The following is a 16,576-nucleotide window of genomic DNA, read 5'->3' on the forward strand; positions in this document are numbered from 1 at the left end:
CGACGTGTGGGGTGGGTAACGCGCTCGGGCGCGCGAGGGCGGAGCGCGGCCCCGGTTCTGAGTGGGTGATAGGTACTGGGAACGCCGCGACGGGGGAGCCCTCGCGGGCGGGAATGGGGACGTGGCGGGCCGCTCGGGGCGCGCGTGCGGCTTTTTGTTGCGAGGGAAAAGTGGGGGACCGCCCCCGAAAGGGGGTGCGGTGCGCGGGTGGCCTCGCGCGCCGAGATTGCGACGTGCCAGGTAGGAGGGCGGGCGCGTAAAATGTTATGACCACTCGCGCGGGGGCTCGGGCGAGGGAGGTGCCTTTCTTCCTCCCGGATGGATACCCTAGAGGGGCATCGCAGAGAAAGCGACCGAAGATCAGGAGTAGGTTATGACCGCTGCCATCAAGGGTCTGCAAGGACTGGCGCCCACGAAGAACGAGGAACTGCTGAGGTGGATTGCCGAGGCCGTGGAGCTTTTCGAGCCCGAGCGCGTGGTGTTCGCGGACGGGACGCAGGAGGAATGGGAGCGGCTGACCTCGGAGTTGGTGGAGGCCGGGACGCTGATCCGCCTGAACGAGGAGAAGCGCCCCAACAGCTTCCTGGCGCGCTCCAACCCCTCGGACGTGGCCCGCGTGGAATCCCGCACCTTCATTTGCTCCGCCACCGAGGACGGCGCCGGGCCCACCAACAACTGGGCCCCGCCGGAGGAGATGAAGGAGGAGATGCGCGGGCACTTCCGGGGAGCCATGCGCGGGCGCACCATGTACGTGGTGCCGTTCTGCATGGGCCCGATCAGCGACCCCGAGCCCAAGCTCGGCGTGCAGCTCACCGACTCCGCCTACGTGGTGCTCTCCATGCGCATCATGACGCGCATGGGCAGCGAGGCCCTGGAGAAGATCGGGGATGACGGGGACTTCGTGCACTGCCTGCACTCCGTGGGTGCGCCCCTGGCCCCCGGCGAGCGGGACGTGGCCTGGCCCTGCAACGATACCAAGTACATCACCCAGTTCCCGGAGACCAAGGAGATCTGGTCCTACGGCTCCGGCTACGGCGGCAACGCGATCCTGGCCAAGAAGTGCTACGCCCTGCGCATCGCCTCCGTGATGGCCAAGGAGGAGGGCTGGATGGCCGAGCACATGCTCATCCTCAAGCTCACCTCCCCGGAGAACAAGACCTACCACGTGGCCGCCGCCTTCCCCTCGGCCTGCGGCAAGACCAACCTGGCGATGATCACCCCCACCATCCCCGGCTGGAAGGCGGAGGTCGTGGGCGACGACATCGCCTGGCTCAAGTTCGGTGAGGACGGCCACCTCCACGCCATCAACCCGGAGAATGGCTTCTTCGGAGTGGCCCCCGGCACCAACTACGGCTCCAACCCCATCGCCATGAAGACGATGGAGCCGGGCAACACGCTGTTTACCAACGTGGCGCTCACCGACGACGGCGACGTCTGGTGGGAGGACATGGGCGAGGCCCCCGAGCATCTCATCGACTGGCTGGGCAACGACTGGACCCCGGAGTCCGACGGCCTGGCCGCGCACCCCAACTCCCGCTACTGCGTGCCCATCTCCCAGTGCCCCGTGGCCGCGCCCGAGTTCGACGACTGGCGCGGAGTGAAGATCGACGCGATCCTCTTCGGCGGGCGCCGCCCCGACACCGTGCCGCTGGTCACCGAGTCCTACGACTGGGAGCACGGCACCATGATCGGCGCGCTGCTGGCCTCCGGCCAGACCGCCGCCGCCGCCGAGGCTACCGTGGGCGCGCTGCGCCACGACCCCATGGCCATGCTCCCCTTCATCGGCTACAACGTGGGCGACTACCTCAACCACTGGATCGAGATGGGGCGCAAGGGCGGGGACAAGATGCCCCCCATCTTCCTGGTCAACTGGTTCCGCAGGGGCGAAGACAAGCGCTTCCTGTGGCCGGGCTTTGGCGAGAACTCCCGCGTCCTCGCGTGGATCGTGGACCGCATCGAGGGCCGCGTGGGTGCGGAGGAGACCGTGGTGGGCCACACCGCCCGCGCCGAGGACATCAACCTCGACGGGCTGGACACCCCCATCGAGGACGTGCGCGAGGCGCTCACCGCGCCGCCGGAGCAGTGGGCGGGCGACCTTGAGGATAACGCCGCCTACCTGAAGTTCCTGGGCGAGCGCGTGCCCGAGCAGGTCTGGGAGCAGTTCCGGGCGCTGCAGCGGCGCGTGGAGGAGGCCTCCGCGTAGGGCTGTTTGCCCCGGTTAGAAGGTGGTTCTTCGAGCGGAGGACCACCTTCTGTTTTATTCGGAGCGACCGCTACCCCAGCGCGATCCGGTGCAGCAGGGTCCGCTGCTTATCGCTGAAGTTGTCGTCGGAGGCGACCAGGAGCTGCGCGCGGCCGTCGGCAAGCCGGGGAGCCCAAGCCAGGGCCTCGATGTTGTCCGGGTGTTCGGGCAGGGAGGCGAAGTCGAACACCAATTCCTTGCGCGCGGGCGTTTCGGAGCCGTCGAGGGCCTCCTTGCCCAGCACGTTCGTGGCTCCGTCCAGCGTGACCCGGTAGATCTCGCCGCGGTTCCCCCGCCCCTCCACGTAGCCGCGCTCTATGACGTAGAGGCTGCCGTCCTCGCCCGCGATGATCTCGGAGACGCCCCGGTCGCGGGCGCCGGGGTAGAGCGGGCCGATCTCCAGGGGATACTCCGCGAGCGGCTGGCCGGTGCCCAGGGAGTAGTGGGTGAGGCGCACCCGCATGCCGCGCTCCTCCGAGTTCATGGGGCCGTCCTGCACAAGGGCGCCCTCGTTGGCCGTGATGAGCGCGTCCTCCCCGAGGACCGCCAGGCCCTCGTTGGCCTTGTTGTGCCGCACGCCGCGCGTGCCCTCGGGATCGGGGGCGTGGTAGGAGGGCACGGAGAGGCGCCCGATCTCCTTACCGGAGGCGTCGCTGAGGACCACGGCGGGGGAGCGGAAGTTCCCCTCCTTGGCCCAGCCCTCGGAGGTCCACGCGAAGTCCCCACCGGGGAGGCGGCGCACGGACTCCGGGTCCACGGTCTGCGGGGCGTAGGGCTGGCCCGAGGGGTCGCGTAGGATCGTCGCACCCGTGACGGTGGGGCGCGCACCCGAGGCGGGATCGGAGGGTATGGACAAGCGGTACGCGCGGGCGGGGCCGTGCTGCGCGGAGTCGTCGGAGAGCGCCACGTAGTCCTCCGCCCCCACGCGCTCGAGGCCGGAGACGCCGCCGAAGGGGGCGCTGGGGCCGAGCGCGTCCGCGACCTCGGCAGAACGGGGAGCTTCGGAGAGGTCCACCGCGCCGAGATACTGGCTGGGGAGGGCGGGCGCCGGGGCGCCCGACTGTGCGGCGGCGGGGGAGAGGGGAAGAAGAACGGTGGCGGCGAGGAGAAGGGCGCCGACGCGGCGGGAACGAAGGAAGCGCATGGTGGCGCAGCGTAGCGGTTCCGGGAAACGCGGGGGTGTCGGGCGGGTAACGGAGGGGTGAACGGGCGGGCTACAGCCAGCCGCGCTCCCGGACGATCATGTAGGCCTCGAAGCGGTTGCCCGCGCCCACCTTGCGCATGGCGGAGCTGAGGTAGTTGCGGGTGGTGCCGGGGGCGAGGCGAACCTCCTCCGCGATGTCCGTGACGCTGCCGCCGCGCCCGGCGGCCTCGATCACCTCGGTCTCCCGCTCGGTAAGCGGGCAGTCTCCCGTGGCGATCGTCCACGCCGCCAGCTCCGGGTCGATGGAGCGCTCGCCCGCGTGGAGGGCGCGGATCGCGGCGGAGAACTGCTGCGCCGTGGCCGTCTTGGGGAGGAAGCCGCGCACGCCGTTCTCCAGGGCCCGCCGCAAGCCGCGCGGGCGAGCGTGGCTGGTCACGATGAGCACGGCGAGGCCCGGGGCGAGGGCGCGCAACGCGCGGGCGGTGGCGATGCCGTCGAGATCCTTCATGTGGAGATCCACCACGGCAACGTCCGGCAGCGGCCCGCCCAGCGCGTCCTGCCTGCGCCACCAGCGCAGAATCTCCTCGCCGGACCCCGCGGTGGCGAGGATCTCGACGTCGTTTTCCAGCCCCAGGAGCGTGCCCAGGGAGGCGGCCACGAGGGCCTCGTCGTCTACCACCGCCACTCGGATCATTGTGCGTCCTCCTTATGCGTGAGGAGTTTCACGTGGAACTCCTTGTCCGTGGAATCAACGATGAGCAGCGCGCCCTGGCGGGCGGCGCGCCGCCGCAAGGCGTCGAGCCCGCCCGCGCGCGGGGAGCCGAGGCGCGTGCCGGGGTTGTTGTTGCCGATGGCGAGGCATGCGTCGCTTATGCGAAGCGACGCCACGGTGGCCTCGGAGTGCCTGAGAATGTTGGTGGTGGCCTCGCGCACCAGCCAGGCGGCCAGCTCGCGGTGCGCCTCCGGGAGGTCGTGGGGGTGGCCTTCGACGGAGAGCGCGATTCCCCCGGCGCGGAGGAGGCGGCGCGCCTCCTCTATCTCCGTAGCGACGTCGATGTCTCGGTACCCCCGCACCACATCGTGCATCTCGGAGACGGACGTTGCGGCGAGCCCGCGCAGCTCGGAGAGCTCGGAGCGGAAGCGATCGTCGTCGCGCCGAGCGAGGGCGAGGGCCAGCTCCGCCTTGATGTTGATGGCGGCCAGGCGCTGGCCCAGGGTGTCGTGCATCTCCTGGGCGAAGCGCAGGCGCTCCTCGGCGAGGATGAGGTGGCGCTGCAGCTCGGCGGCTCGCTCGGCCTCGGAGATGAGACGGATCGCCCACGCGCTGCTGAGCGTGGAGAAGACGTAGAGCGGAGGGACGAGCAGGGAGACCGCGAGGGAGATCGAGGGGCCCTGGGGAATAACCTCCCGGGGCAAGGGCCACCAGGCGGCGGTGTTGAGGGCGGTGACCGCGCCGGTGAGCAGCCACGTGCGGCGCAGGAAGGGGAGGTAGCACAGGCAGAGGATCGACGCCGCCGCAAAGCCCAGCGCCGTTCCGGGAACGAAGCCTCCCAGCGTGCCCGCGAGGTTTCCAAGGCACCACAGCACGAGCGTGACCGATAGCCCCCACGCGAAGAGCCGTGGGCGCCGCCCGGACGAGCGGGGGTTGAGTGCCGGTGCGCGGGAGGAAAGAATAAGCCCCCACGCGGCGGTCACGACGACGCCGAGGAAGCACAACCAGGCCGACGCCGCGTGCGCGCCGGAATGGCGCTCCGAGTAGGCCCAGGCCGACGCCCCCGTGAGGGAAAGGGGAAGGACCAGGAGGAATTGCGTGGAGAGGCGGATATAGAGGGCAAACTTGGCGGACCCCGGCAGCGCCGACCAGGCGCGCGGAGGGCGAAGGAGCGAGGAGAAAAGCCCGCCTAAGCGATCTGCCATGAGGAACACGTTACCGGCGCTCGTCCCACCGCATGCGGGTTACTCCGGCCCAGCAACAGCCGATCGTCCAGGCGATCAGGATCAGCAGCGGGCGCGCCCACTCCGTGGGGGAGGAATACTCCCCTAACCAACCCCCGTGCACCAGGTCCGCGACGGCGGCAAAGGGCGTGTACTGCATCCGATCGGACAGCCCCTCGGGAAAGGACGCGCGCGTGGTGGCGGCGGAGAACATAATCATGAAGGCCACGGGCATGCTGGTCATCTGGGCGGCCTCCGCGTTACGGGTGAACACGCTGGTGAGCAGGGCCAGGCCCCAGCACAGCGCGATCCCCAGGGCGACGGCGAGGAGAACCAGGACGGGCTGACGCGGGGCCCCGCCGCTGAGCAGCATCACCAGGAACGCCCCGAGCAGAACGGGCACGGCGCAGAGGCAGGCCGTGGGCAGCGCCGGGGCCGCGAGGATCTCCGCGTCCGAGCATTCCCCCGCCCGCAGCCGCTTGAGCACCTTCTCATCGCGGCGCGTGGTGAGCATGGACACCAGGGGATAATAGGCGCAAAACAGGAGGGAAAACTGCACGAGGTAGTCCACGGACATGGCCGACAGATCGGCCTTGTTCCCGGGAAAGGCCCGGTAGATAAGAACCACGAACGCAATGGGCAGCGCGGCCATGAACATGAGGGTGCGGTTGCGAAGGAGCTGGCGGCCCTCCGCCAACCCCAGGCTGGCAAGGCGCGAGGGCGCGGTGGAGCGAGGTGCGCGCGGCGTGGTGGTAGTCATGGGTTTTCCTTTTTTCTAGGGCGTTGGGGTGGACGGGAGGCATTGCGCAAGGGAGAGGAATACCGATTCCAGCGTGGCCGGCTGGGCGCTGAACTCGCTGAGCCCGATCCGCTCGGTGCGCGCCCATTCCAGGGCCGCGAGGGCGTCGCGCTGGAGGTCCCGGGTGCGTACCTCGTGGAGGGTTCCGTTGCGGGTGCAGGTGCCGGAGAAGATGTCGGGCGCGGCGACGGGCGAGCGGAAGGCGAGCCGGGAATCCTCCTCCGCCACGAGGTCCGTCAGCGTGCCCGTGCGGACGATCTCCGAGCGGTGCATGAGGGCGATGCGGTCACACAGGAACTCGGCCTCCTCCATGTAGTGCGTGGTGAGGATCATCGTCGTGCCGTGCTCCCGGAGCCGCTTGAGCAGCTCCCACGAGTGGCGTCGGCTCTCTGGGTCAAGTCCCGTGGTGGGCTCGTCGAGGAATATCACGCTGGGGTTTCCCGCCAGCGCGCAGCCGAGGTCCAGGCGGCGCTGCTCCCCGCCGGAGAGCGCGCCCACCCTCACGTCCATGCGGTGCGAGAGGCCCACGGCCTCGGAAACCTCCGTGACGGGCAGTGGCGTGGAGAGCGTGCCCGCCCACATGGCCAAGGTTTCCCGCACGGTGAGCTGTTGGGGCAGCCCTCCCGACTGCAGCATGATCCCCACCTCCGGGCGCAGCCGCCTGCGCTCCTTGTAGGGGTCGAGGCCGTAGATGCGTACCGTTCCCGAGGTGGGCGGCGCCAGGCCCTCGACCGCCTCCAGCAGGGATGTTTTTCCGGCCCCGTTGGTGCCGAGGAGCCCAAGGATCTCCCCTCGTTGCACCCGGAACGTGGCGTTGCGCACGGCGGTGTAGGGCCGGCGCTTGTCCGCCCCGCCGTAGGAGCGGGAGAGCCCCCGTACCTCGATGATGTTCTGCGTCATGCCCTCATCATGATCCCCCCGCCGCGCCGCCGGTAGAGAGAAAAATAACGAGGAGGCATGACTTTTGTCATGCCTCCTCGAGGTCGGTGGAAGCCTTACCCGACGGCGCTAAAGCCCCACCGGGTGCTCTGAGCGTCGGTCAGGGTGAGGGTATCGCCCTCCACCGCCACGGCGTGGGTGCCGCCGAGGATCCCGGTGAGGGAGGCTTCCCCGTCGCAGAAGCGCATGGTGGAGGCCAGGGGCCCCACGGTGAGGGCGTTGCCGTCCAGGGCGGCCGGTCCGTGGAAGAGGTTGCAGCCGTCGTTCCCGCCGATGGTGGCGTCCTCGTGCAGCACGAAGAAGGTCTCCGGGGCGTCTGCGAGGTGCCATTCGGTGCCGGTGATGGGGGTGGTCTCGGCGGCCTGGGCGGTGGCGGTCCCGGCGAGAAGAAGCACGGCGGCGGCGCTCAGAGGGGTACGAAGAGACATGGGCGTTATCATACCCGGCGCGCCACGATCACCAGGTTGCTCACGGCGAGCTCCCGCACCCCGGGCACGCGGGTGAGCCACCACGCCCAGCCCGGGTGGTAGCGGGGGAACGCCCCCAGCACGCGGGCGCGCCCCGAGTGCTCCAGGCTGCGGGCCCACCCCAGCCCGGCGGCGCAGGAGACGTCGAAGAGGGAGGAGCCAAAGACGTTCTTGGGCGGGTGCCCGTGCCTGCGGGTGTAGCGGTCCCGGGCGTACTCCCCGCCCACGTAGTGCTCCCACAGGCCGGTCTCGTGCCCGCCGAAGGGGCCCAGCCACACCGTGTAGCTGAGCACCATGAGCCCCCCGGGGGCGGTCACGCGCAGCATCTCCTCCCCCATGCGCCAGGGGTCGGGCACGTGCTCGGCCACGTTGGAGGAGTAGACCAGGTCGAAGGCCCCGGTGCGGAAGGGCAGGTCCAGGCCGGAGCCGCGTACCGACGCCGCGACCTCGATGCCCGCCGCTGCCATCTCGCCCACGTCCGGTTCCACGCTGACGTAGCGGGCACCGCGCCGCTCGAACTCGGCGGCAAAGTAACCGGGGCCGCCGCCCACGTCCAGGATGTTCTGGTGGCGCAGCGTCCCCCGCCCGGAGTCTCGGTTGAGGGATTCCAGCAGCTCGGCGGTGTCGCGGGCGAGGTGCCCGTAGAAGCGGGCGGGGTCGGGTTGCTCGTAGCGGAAGTCCCTCAGCAGGCCCAGGGAGCGGCGCAGGGTGGCGCGGCGGCGGGTGCGGGGCAGGCTGCGGGCGGTGGGCACGGTCCTCAAGGGTAACAGGGGCTATCGGCGTAGCGGTTCGGCTGGTTTCGGAGAGCGTACATCTGTCTCCGTGCGCCTCGTATAGGCTTAGAACGGCTTATGAAGATTCTCCTGTTGTGCTGGCGCGATACCGATCACCCCCAGGGCGGGGGTTCGGAGCGCTACCTGGAGCACGTGGCCGCCTACCTCGCCCGCAGGGGGCACGAGGTGGTGTTCCGCACGGCGTCGTACACGGACGCGCCCGCGCGCAGCTTCCGGGACGGGGTGCGGTTCTCCCGGGCCGGGGGCAAGTACACGGTGTACCCGCGGGCCTGGGGCGCCATGCTGGCGGGCCGGATGGGCCTGGGCCCGCTGCGCGGGGTGGACGTGGTGGTGGACACCCAAAACGGCATCCCCTTCTTTGCCCGCGCGGTGGCCGGGCGCCCCACGGTGCTGCTCACGCATCACTGCCACCGGGAGCAGTGGCCGGTGGCGGGGCCGGTGATCGCGCGCCTGGGATGGTGGCTGGAATCCACCGTGGCCCCGAGGGTGTATCGCGGCAGCAGGTACGTCACCGTATCTCACCCCAGCCGGGAGGAGCTGGTGGGCCTGGGCGTGGACGCCGGGAGCATCCACCTCATCCGTAACGGCATCGACCCCCTCCCCGAGCGGCTGCCGCGCCTGGACGACGACGCCCGCGTGCACCTGGTGACCCTTTCCCGGCTCGTGCCGCACAAGCAGATCGAGCACGCCATGGACGTGGCCGCCGCCCTGCACCGCAGCCACGGGGTGGTGCTGGACGTGCTGGGCAGCGGCTGGTGGAACGAGCGGCTGCGCGAATACGCGCGGGAGCGCCACCTCGGGGAGGCGGTGGTGTTCCACGGTCAGGTGTCCGAGGACTACAAGCACGCCCAGCTCGCGCGCGCCGCGCTGCACCTCATGCCCTCGCGCAAGGAGGGCTGGGGCCTGGCGGTGATGGAGGCGGCCCAGCACGGCGTGCCCACCGTGGGATACCGGGGGGCCGGGGGGTTGAACGACTCCATCGATCACGGCAGTACCGGGATCCTGGTGGATACCCGGGAGCAGTTGATAGGGGCCGTGCGCGGCCTGCTGGACGATCCCGCCGAGCGGCGTCGCCTGGGGGCCGCCGCGCGGGATAAGGCTACCGCCTTTTCCTGGGACGAGGCCGGGGCCCGCTTCGAGGCGCTGCTGCGCGAGGTGAGCGGGGCCTACGCCCCCACCGGGTCTCCGCGGCCACGGCGGCGGGCGCGATGAGCAGCCAGCCCGCCAGCAGCCCCAGGCCGGGCCGCAGGTCCGGCGCGGGGGCGGCGGTCTCCGCGAGTACGTCCCCGGTGCCGCCGTCGATCACCACGCCCACTCCCAGGCGCTCCAACTCGGGCAGGTCGCCCGCCCGCCACGCCTCGGTGGCGGCCAGCCACCGGGGAGAGGGGGGATCCACCTCTACCCCGTCCACGCTCAGGCCGCCCGGCTCCACGGCGGGGAGGGCCTTCCACCACGGGTTGACCAGCGGGATCCCGCCCACGTCCACGAGCGAGCCGGAGTTCGCCCCCACCACGAGCGCCTCGCGGCCCGCCGCGCGGTCGCGCACGGCGAGCATGGCGGCGGGCTCCACCGGCAGGCGCTCCGGCGGCAGGGGGCGCAGGGCGGCCAGCGCCAGGGGGGCGTCGATAAGCTGCACCGCGCACAGGCCGGTGGCCGCCGCCGCGCGCCCCGGGGCGAGCCCGGCGGCCAGGGCGATGTAGCCGGGCACGGCGAGGATCACGAACTTGTGGGAGTCCCGCAGCAGCCCCCCGCCGGGGACGTTGCCCACCGCCACACCGAGCACCGAGGGCAGCGCCCAGGCGGCCAGCCCGAGCAGCAGGCCCAGCGCCCCCAGTAGGAGGAGGGGGCGGGGGCAGCGGCGCCACCCCGTGCACAGCAGGGCGAAGAGCACCGCGCCCGCCAGCGCCCACCCGGATTCCCGCGCGCCGGGCACGGCGGCGGCGTTCCATATGCCGCCTAGCCCCATGAGGGTGCCGGGGGTACCGGCGAAGGCCTCGGCGCGCGGGGCGAAGGCCGCCACCGCCTGGGTGGTGGAGGTGGTGTCCACCCCGGCGACGAGCCCCGGCACCCACCACGGGGCGCAGAGCCCCGCCCCGATCAGGGCGGTGACCGGGCGCCGGGCGCGCGCCGTGGCCGCGCCCACGAGCAGCGCGCACAGCCCTCCGGTGGGGCTGAGCGAGGCGCCCCACATGGCCAGCCACTGCGCGCGGGGGCGCCCGCTCAGCCCCGCCCAGGCGATCGCGGGCAGCAGCCAGGCGCAGGCCACCAGCGACCAGTGCCCCTGGAGCAGCCGCTCGATCACGGCGGGGTTGGCGATCCCGATGGCCAGGGCGGCGGCGCACCCCCAGGTACTCGCGCCCAGGCGGCGGGCCAGGAGGTAGCTGCCCCACGCCCCGGCCACGGCGGCGCCCACCACGATCCCGCGCATGGCCCAGGAGGCTGGGGCGATCGTGCCGATCAGCGCGAGCAGCCCCTCCTGCGGCGCGCCGCGCGCGGGCAGGTCGCCCCACCCCAGCGCGCCGGGGCTTAGGCCCGGGTGATCGAGCACCATCATGTCCCGCAGCGCGGGAACGCCGGGGCCCAGCAGCGGCAGGGTCACCAGGCCCACCAGGAGGGTGGCCCACGCGCTGAGCAGCGCGGCGGCCGCGTGGGACGGGGGCCGGGGAGCGCTAGCGGGCACGGCGACGGCGGATCAGCAGGACCACGGCGGCGAGCGCCACCACCAGGCGCAGCGCCTTGGACACCCAGGAGAGCACCGCCATGCGCTGCTGGGTGTCCACCACCCGGTTGGCCTTGGCCTCCTGGGCGGCCACGGTGGCGTCGTCCCAGGAGGTGTCGGCCCGGTAGAGCACCCGCCCCTCGGGCTCCTCCACGGCGGTCTTGTGGGCCTCCTCCGCGCTGCGGGCCAGCACCACCACGCGGTGCTCGCGCTTGTCGATGATCTCCCCGGAGGCCGGTTCCACCGTGAGCGTGCGGTTGACGGCGTAATAGGGGGTAAGGGTCACGGGTTCGCGGCCCTGGATGCCCAGGGTGGCGATCTCCTCCGGGGAGTAAAAGGCGCCGGCGGGCCCGCTCAGCGGCTCGGCGCGCAGCAGCGTGGGGGAGTCCGGGGTGAGCGCCACCGGGGCCACGTCCTGGTGGTAGAGGAAGTAGTGCTGGGACTTATCCACGTAGTCGATGGGCGCGGATTGCAGGCTCCAGGGGTCGAAGTAGGGGTAGGACTTCTGCTCGGTGGTGGAGGGGAAGCGGTAGTGCAGCCCCTCGCGCGCGAACTCTCCCGTGGCCCGCCCCGTGAGAGCCCCGGCCAGCGTGCCCTCCCAGGTCACCTCCCCGTTGGGCTCCAGCACCGGGAAGGTGGAGTGGCGCGTCACGCGCACGGTGTCCTCCCACCGGGCCCGGCCCAGCTCGGAGCGCGCCGTGATGATCGCCTCCTTGGGGTCCTCCGCCGCCCCCACCCGCACCTTTGTGGTCTCCGTGACCTCCTCGGTGGTCTGGTAGCAGCGCAGCTCGGGGCAGTCGCCCGGGGCGCGATCCCGCCACGCCTGCGTGTCCAGCACGAGCGCGCGGCTGGGCTTGGTGCGGAAGGTGGCGGAGGCCTCGACGTCCAGCTTCTTCATGGAGGCCAGGATCGCCCGGGGGATCACGTCGCCGCTGATGGTCAGCGCGATGGCGGCCGCGACCAGGGCGATCAGCCACTTTCGGGTACCTGTCACGGTGATCCTTCCACTAGGGTGGGAGCGGTGACGACGCCGCCGAATGCCAGCACAGCCGGGGCCCGACGGGTATCGCATTCATCCTACGCAACGGGCTTTGTGGGGTCCCTGGAGGGGCTGCGCGCCGTGGCCGCCTACGGGGTGGTGCTCACCCACGTAGCGTTTCAGACGCGGCTCGACCCGGCCACCCCGCTCGGCGCGATCGCGGCGCGGCTCGACTACTTCGTGGCGGTGTTCTTTGCCCTCTCCGCCTTCCTGCTGTGGCGCCGCCACCGCACGGACCGGGCCTTCGGCGCCTACTACCTGCACCGCTGCGCGCGCATCCTCCCCGCCTACTGGGTGTGCGTGTGCGCCGTCCTGCTCTTTCTCCCCGAGGCCTTCGGGGCCTTACCCGCCGTGGCGGCCGCGCAGCTCACCCTCACCCAGATCTACCTGCCGCAGGGCCTCGTGGGCGGGCTGACGCACCTGTGGTCGCTGTGCATCGAGGTGGCCTTCTACGCGGTGCTGCCGCTGCTGGCGCTCACGGTGGGGCGGCTGGCCTCGCGCGGGGCGCGCCTGGCGGTCATCGCGGCGGCGGCGTGCCTGAGCCTCGGCTGGGCCTGGATACCCGTGGTGGCGGCCACCCCCGCCAACGGGTGGCCCAACATGCAGATCTGGCCGCCCGCCTACGCGAGCTGGTTTGCCGTGGGCCTCGTCGCGGCGGAGCTGGAGCCCCTCCTGCGCCGCCCCGGAGGTTCCGCCGCCGCGTCCCCGGGCGTGCGCTGGGCGCGTGCCGCGCTGCGCCGACGCTGGCCGTGGTGGGCACTGGCGCTGCTCATCGCCTGGGTGGCCGGGCAGGAATGGTTCGGGCCCCTGGGCCTGACCCACCCCGGCCCGGCGCAGTTTAGCCTGCGGGTGGCCGCAGGCGCGCTGTTCGCCCTGGCGGTGGTGTGGCCCTATGCCCTGGCCCCCTCGCCCCGGGACGCGCTGTCCGCCCCCGCCGCCCGCCTGCTCGGCAGGTGGTCCTACTCCGTGTTCCTGTGGCACGTGGCGGTGCTGGCGGTGGTGTTCCCGCTGCTGGGTGTCCCGCTGTTCAGCGGCAACCCCGCGCACACCGTCCTGGTGGGGCTAGCCACGCTCGCGGCCTCCACGGCGGTGGCGGCGGCGAGCTACGAGCTGGTGGAGGCGCCCGCGCGCCGGGTGCTCACCGCGCGCCGGGGCGCACGCCACCCCCAGCGCCCCGAGCACGCACAGCCCTAGGACGAGGGAATCCCCCGCGTAGCCCGCGCTGGGCCAGGGCGCGCGGGCCAGCCACGCCCCGGCGATGCCCACGGAGGCGGCCACGAGCCAGGCGGGCCGCCACGTGCTCCAGCGCAGCACCAGCCAGGAGACCGCCACCACGGCCAGGCCGGGCGGACCGCCGACCACCACGGCGGTGGCGGCGCAGGGCAGCCACAGGAGGCGTCCGTGGGCATCCGGGCCGGGCGGCCCCGGCGCGCGGCGGGAGTGGGGCGCGCGCACCAGGACGGCCACGGCCCCCAGCGCCGCGATGACCCCCAGGACCAGGCCGCCGAGCAGCCCCCAGCGGTAGGGGCGCTCCCCGGCAAAGCGCAGCGCCACCTCGCCGCCTGCCCCGGCGGGGATCTCGAAGGCCTGGATGCCCGCCTCCACCACGCGCGGGGCGGCCTTCACCCCGCCCACGCTGGCGCGCAGGCCGGGGTTGGCGGCGCGGTTGGTCACCAGCAGGCGCGGGTGATCCGCCGGGGCCACGGTCCCGCTCACCGCCCGGGCCGTGGGGCCGGGAAGGTCCCCCTCGCTCAGGCGCACCCAGGCGGCGGGGGTGCGCAGGCGGTGCACCCCGGCGGCCAGCTCGACCTCCTCGCCGGGGGCGTACTCGGCGGAGTCCAGGGTGATCGGGTGGTCGCCGGGGGCCTCCAGGCGCACCCGCATGTCCCGAGGGGCGGTGAACTCGCGGATGAGCACCCCGGTGTCCACCAGCAGCCGCTGGAACACGAACTGCCGCACGCCGGGCGAGGTGTCCGGGACCGTGACCACCCGCTCTAAGGGCTGCCCCGGCACGGAGACCTCCGCGATGCCCGTCTCCGATTCCAGGGTCAGCCGCAGCGCGTCCTGCGGGGCCTCCCAGCGGAGGGCGGTGGGCTCCCCGGCGCGGGTGGTCACCTCGCGGGAGTTGACGCGCAGGGTGGCGTCCTCGGTGGTGGTGACGGTCGCCTCGCGCAGCGGGCGGTCCGGGGCGATCTCCAGCCACTGCCCGGCCGCCGTGCCCGGCGTGGGATACCAGGCGGTCTCCTCCTGCCCGTCCACGGCGGCGGTGGGTGAGCGCGCCGGGTCCGCCCCGCCGAAGCTGGAGGCGTCCGAGGCCGAGGAGGAGGCGCGCACGCTCCCGCCGCGCTCCTCCACCCTGGTCAGGGGCCCGGCGGAGGGGTAGTCGGGAACCCTGTTGCGCACGTCCGCGCCCTCCCCCGGGTCCGCCAGGGGGGCTGACTGCGCGCCGCGCAGCGTGCCGTAGTTGCGCGCCACGAGCATGGGGGTGTCGGTGACCACCTGGGCGTCGGCGTCCACCAGCTCGTAGGACTCGGCGGTGCCCAGGGCGTCGAGAAGGGCCAGGGACTCCCCGCCCCCGGCCACGCGCACCGGCTCGCCGGAGACCACCCGCATGTCCGGCCGCTCGGGGAGCAGCACCACCTCGACCTCTCCGAAGCGGTGCGCCTCGCCCATGCCGCTCGGCAGCGACAGGTTCCCGCCGGTGGAGGCCGCCTGGTCGTCGAGGTCGTGGCGCACCAGCAGCGCCCCGATGCCCATGCGATGCAGGGCGGCGCGGGCGGCCAGCGGGTCCGCGCGCAGCACGGCCAGGAGGCCGTCGAGCCCCCGGATGGCCTCCGGGTGGATGAGGGGGACGGCGTCGCGCACCGCCCAGGGCACGTCCAGCAGCGGCTGGGCGGGCTCGTCCCGGGTCCACCCCCAGGTCTGCCGGGCGAAGGAGGCCTCGGGCAGGACGAGGGTTCGGGTGCCCTGCGCGTGCTCGTTGAGGAAGTCCGCCGCCTGGCTCCAATCCTCCGGCACCGCCGCGTAGGTGCCCTGCGGCAGCAGCCGACCGCTTAGCGCCGGGGCCGCCGCGCCCAGCAGCACCAGGCAGGCCAGCGCGGCACCGGCGTATCGACGTCCCCGCGCCAGTGAGGCCGGGTAAGGCGCGGGGCGGCCCAGCGCCGCCAGCCCCACCACCAGCGGCAGCCGCACGAGGGGATCGAACTTGTGGAGGTTGCGCAGCGCCGCCCCGGCGGAGTCGAGGAAGCCCCGGTAGGAGGCAGCCCAGGGGGCCCCGGCGGACCACCCGGCGCCGAGGATCGCCACGCCGATCAGGGCCATGCCCAGCCACAGCCCCCGGTGCGGGGCGCGGCGCAGCCCGATCAGCCCGAGGGTCGCCACCGCCAGAGTGACCAGCACGAACACCGGCTCGCTGACCAGCAGGTGCCCCGCCACGCGCTCCGGGCTGGCAAAGGGGGCCCAGCTCGTGGTGCCCCGCAGGATCTCCGCGGGGTTGAGCCACCGGGTGGTCACAAAGGCGGACTCGATGTAGTCCGTGAACGGGGGCGAGTAGCGGCCCAGCACCAGCAGGGGGGCGATCCACCAGGCGCTCACCGCCAGGCAGCCGAGGAGCCACCACGCCAGGGTGCGCGCGGCGCGGGCGTCGCGGCGCAGGCAGCGCCACAGCAGGATCACCCCGGCCGGGGCGCAGGCCGCGAGCGTGGCGGTGGCGTTGACCGCGCCCATCGCCGCCACGGGCAGCACGCCCGCGGCCACCGCGCGGCGGTTAAGGACACCCACGAAGGCGGCGGCCGCCCAGGGGGCCAGCATCACCGGCCACGTCTCAGAGGAGATGGTGGTCAGCGTGCTCAGCGCGCGGGGGCTCAGCGCAAAGAGCAGGGCGGCGCCCCAGCGGCTCGCAGGTGTCCCCACGCCCAGTGTCCGCAGCAGCGTAAGGGTGCCGGAGAACCCCACCCCGAGGACCAGGAGCCACCAGCAGCGCTGCGCCACCCAGTCCGGCAGGGCGTCGGTGAGGGCGAAGAAGAGCCCCTGGGGAAAGAGGTAGCCGTAGGCCTGATTCTGTAGCTGGCCCAGGGTGAAGGTGTCCGTGTAGGCGTGCAGCGCGCCGCGCAGGAAGCCCCAGGGGTTGGCGGCGAGGTCGTGCTTGGTGTCCGCGGCCACCCGGCCCCAGGGCTGGGCGGCGAGGATGACCGCGAGGAGCAGCCACCCCCAGGCGTGGCCCCAGCGCGGGGGAGCCGGGAGGCGGCGTGCGGTGCGGCGCAGCCTAGCCGCGCGAGCCATACTCCGGGCCACCGAGCAGGGAATCCTCCGCGTGGGTGGCGCCCCCGGCCGGGACCGCGTTCTGGCTGCCGAGCGAGGAGATGCCGAGGATGGCGATGACGCCTAAGGCGATGCCCACGACCACGCTGGCCACGGCGGGGCCCAGGGTGCGCCGGGGAAGGGAATCGGATTCGCGTGCCATGTATGCCCACCCTAGCAGGCGGAAGCGGCCGGGTGG

The 16,576-nt window shown here is 72.7% G+C and carries 13 protein-coding genes and 1 pseudogene; 3 read left to right on the top strand and 11 right to left on the bottom strand.

Annotated elements, in window-relative coordinates:
* Nucleotides 1-373: 373 nt before the first annotated feature.
* A complete protein-coding gene (locus tag B140_RS0102745) occupies nucleotides 374-2,203 on the top strand; it encodes a phosphoenolpyruvate carboxykinase (GTP) (RefSeq protein WP_018117821.1) in 1,830 nt (609 codons plus the stop codon).
* A gap of 70 nt (nucleotides 2,204-2,273) precedes the next feature.
* On the opposite strand, the gene B140_RS0102750 is transcribed toward B140_RS0102745, so the two are convergent.
* The 7 genes from B140_RS0102750 to B140_RS0102780 all read right to left on the bottom strand — a co-directional run bounded on the left by B140_RS0102750 (nucleotide 2,274) and on the right by B140_RS0102780 (nucleotide 8,278).
* A complete protein-coding gene (locus tag B140_RS0102750; protein ID WP_018117822.1) occupies nucleotides 2,274-3,386 on the bottom strand; it encodes an esterase-like activity of phytase family protein in 1,113 nt (370 codons plus the stop codon).
* Nucleotides 3,387-3,456: 70 nt separating this feature from the next.
* Nucleotides 3,457-4,080, bottom strand: a complete 624-nt coding sequence (locus B140_RS0102755; protein ID WP_018117823.1) for a response regulator transcription factor — start codon at nucleotides 4,078-4,080, stop codon at nucleotides 3,457-3,459.
* Nucleotides 4,077-5,303: a sensor histidine kinase gene (locus B140_RS12890; protein ID WP_156801629.1), complete on the bottom strand. Its 1,227-nt coding sequence runs from the start codon at nucleotides 5,301-5,303 to the stop codon at nucleotides 4,077-4,079. Before B140_RS12890 ends, B140_RS0102755 begins: the two co-directional genes overlap by 4 nt.
* A 10-nt stretch (nucleotides 5,304-5,313) precedes the next feature.
* Nucleotides 5,314-6,081, bottom strand: coding sequence for an ABC transporter permease (locus B140_RS0102765; protein WP_018117825.1), 768 nt, complete (start codon nucleotides 6,079-6,081; stop codon nucleotides 5,314-5,316).
* Nucleotides 6,082-6,096: 15 nt separating this feature from the next.
* Nucleotides 6,097-7,020, bottom strand: a complete 924-nt coding sequence (locus B140_RS0102770; RefSeq protein WP_018117826.1) for an ABC transporter ATP-binding protein — start codon at nucleotides 7,018-7,020, stop codon at nucleotides 6,097-6,099.
* A 95-nt stretch (nucleotides 7,021-7,115) separates the two neighbouring features.
* Nucleotides 7,116-7,487, bottom strand: coding sequence for an META domain-containing protein (locus tag B140_RS0102775; protein WP_018117827.1), 372 nt, complete (start codon nucleotides 7,485-7,487; stop codon nucleotides 7,116-7,118).
* Between the two features lie 8 nt (nucleotides 7,488-7,495).
* Entirely contained in the window at nucleotides 7,496-8,278 is a 783-nt protein-coding gene (locus tag B140_RS0102780) for a class I SAM-dependent methyltransferase (protein ID WP_018117828.1), read from the bottom strand.
* Nucleotides 8,279-8,377: 99 nt separating this feature from the next.
* On the opposite strand from B140_RS0102780, the gene B140_RS13205 reads away from it, so the two are divergent.
* Entirely contained in the window at nucleotides 8,378-9,532 is a 1,155-nt protein-coding gene (locus B140_RS13205; RefSeq protein ID WP_026165920.1) for a glycosyltransferase family 4 protein, read from the top strand.
* On the opposite strand, the gene B140_RS11710 is transcribed toward B140_RS13205, so the two are convergent.
* Nucleotides 9,420-11,000 (bottom strand): MmpA family trehalose lipid delivery protein, encoded by a 1,581-nt coding sequence (locus tag B140_RS11710; protein ID WP_018117831.1) that lies wholly within the window; start codon nucleotides 10,998-11,000, stop codon nucleotides 9,420-9,422. The genes B140_RS13205 and B140_RS11710 overlap by 113 nt on opposite strands.
* Nucleotides 10,990-12,033, bottom strand: a complete 1,044-nt coding sequence (locus B140_RS0102795) for a porin PorA family protein (RefSeq protein WP_018117832.1) — start codon at nucleotides 12,031-12,033, stop codon at nucleotides 10,990-10,992. Before B140_RS0102795 ends, B140_RS11710 begins: the two co-directional genes overlap by 11 nt.
* 144 nt (nucleotides 12,034-12,177) lie before the next feature.
* Between B140_RS0102795 and B140_RS13210 the strand changes: the two are divergent.
* Nucleotides 12,178-13,110, top strand: a pseudogene (locus tag B140_RS13210) (acyltransferase family protein); the annotation flags it as partial.
* Nucleotides 13,111-13,140: 30 nt separating this feature from the next.
* Here the strand turns inward: B140_RS13210 and B140_RS14615 are convergent.
* Nucleotides 13,141-16,359: an alpha-(1->3)-arabinofuranosyltransferase domain-containing protein gene (locus B140_RS14615; protein WP_018117834.1), complete on the bottom strand. Its 3,219-nt coding sequence runs from the start codon at nucleotides 16,357-16,359 to the stop codon at nucleotides 13,141-13,143.
* The gene (locus B140_RS0102810; protein ID WP_018117835.1) at nucleotides 16,343-16,540 is read right to left on the bottom strand and encodes a DUF2613 domain-containing protein; all 198 of its coding nucleotides are present in this window, start codon (nucleotides 16,538-16,540) and stop codon (nucleotides 16,343-16,345) included. Before B140_RS0102810 ends, B140_RS14615 begins: the two co-directional genes overlap by 17 nt.
* Nucleotides 16,541-16,576 lie beyond the last annotated feature (36 nt).

Origin of the sequence: Corynebacterium mastitidis DSM 44356 (assembly GCF_000375365.1) — a bacterium.
In the GTDB taxonomy this organism is placed as follows: Bacteria; Actinomycetota; Actinomycetes; order Mycobacteriales; family Mycobacteriaceae; genus Corynebacterium; species Corynebacterium mastitidis.